Here is a 624-nt window from a genome sequence, read left to right on the forward strand (position 1 = left end):
AAGGCGAAGGTCTTGGAAAAGTCCAGCTTCTGCTGTGCCTGCGGGTCCATGCCATCACCGTCGAACATACTCTCGGCGATGTCCACTCCCTCCGCCGCCAGGGCGATGTCGTAGGAGTCAGTGGCCGAGCACATGGCAAATAAAAACCCGCCTCCCGCCACGAAATCGCGGATGCGGGTGGTGACCGCCAGTTTCAGCTGGCTGACTTTTGAAAAACCATATTTAGCAGCTATTTCCTCCGCCTCGCGGACCTGTTCATTATACCAGGCCTGGTTGCGGTAGGCCGCCCAGAACTTGCCGTACTGGCCGGTGAAATCCTCGTGGTGCAGGTGCAGCCAGTCGTAGGTGGGCAGGTCACCGTCCATCACCTCCTCATCATAGATCACCGTATAGGGGATCTCCGCATAGGTCAGCACCAGGGTCACGGCATCATCCCAGGGCTGCTTGGTCTTGGGGCTGTACACGGCGATCTTGGGTGCTGTTTCCAGCTTCATCACCTCCATATTCACCTCCGGATCAGCGATCTCGCGGACGATCCCGTTGTATTTCGCATCCGGTATCACCTCGAACCGGACCCCCCGGATCAGGCATTCCTTCTCGATATCGGCCACATAGCCGAAGCAG

At 58.0% G+C, this 624-nt stretch carries 1 protein-coding gene; it reads right to left on the minus strand.

What is annotated here, in order from left to right; translation table 11 throughout:
- On the minus strand, positions 1 to 624 hold a 624-nt coding region (locus KDM41_18455), incomplete at both ends, for an asparagine synthetase B (GenBank protein ID MCB1185407.1).

This window comes from bacterium, from assembly GCA_020440705.1.
Classification (GTDB): domain Bacteria; phylum Krumholzibacteriota; class Krumholzibacteriia; order LZORAL124-64-63; family LZORAL124-64-63; genus JAGRNP01.